The organism is Bacillus sp. HY001, from assembly GCF_007558965.1.
GTDB lineage: Bacteria > Bacillota > Bacilli > Bacillales > Bacillaceae_G > Bacillus_A > Bacillus_A mobilis.
Genome location: NZ_VLTE01000439.1, coordinates 1 through 257 on the forward strand (window position 1 = coordinate 1; position 257 = coordinate 257).

At 42.4% G+C, this 257-nt stretch carries 1 pseudogene; it reads right to left on the reverse strand.

Going from position 1 to position 257, the window contains the following annotated elements:
- Nucleotides 1-257, reverse strand: a pseudogene (locus tag FOT98_RS32140) (S-(hydroxymethyl)glutathione dehydrogenase); the annotation flags it as partial.

Genomic DNA, 257 nt, shown 5'->3' on the forward strand with positions numbered 1-257 from the left:
ATCGCTCCTAAACCAAATACAGCTGCCACAGCCCCTTCTTCTACTTTTGCTGTGTTGTGTACCGCACCAATCCCAGTAGTCACACCGCATCCAAATAGACCAACCTTATCAAGCGGCGCCTCTTGATCAATTTTTGCCAAAGAGATTTCAGGAACGACTGTATATTCACTAAATGTACTTGTTCCCATGTAATGATAAATAGGCTCTCCATTATAAGAGAAACGAGTTGTTCCATCAGGCATTAAACCTTTACCTTG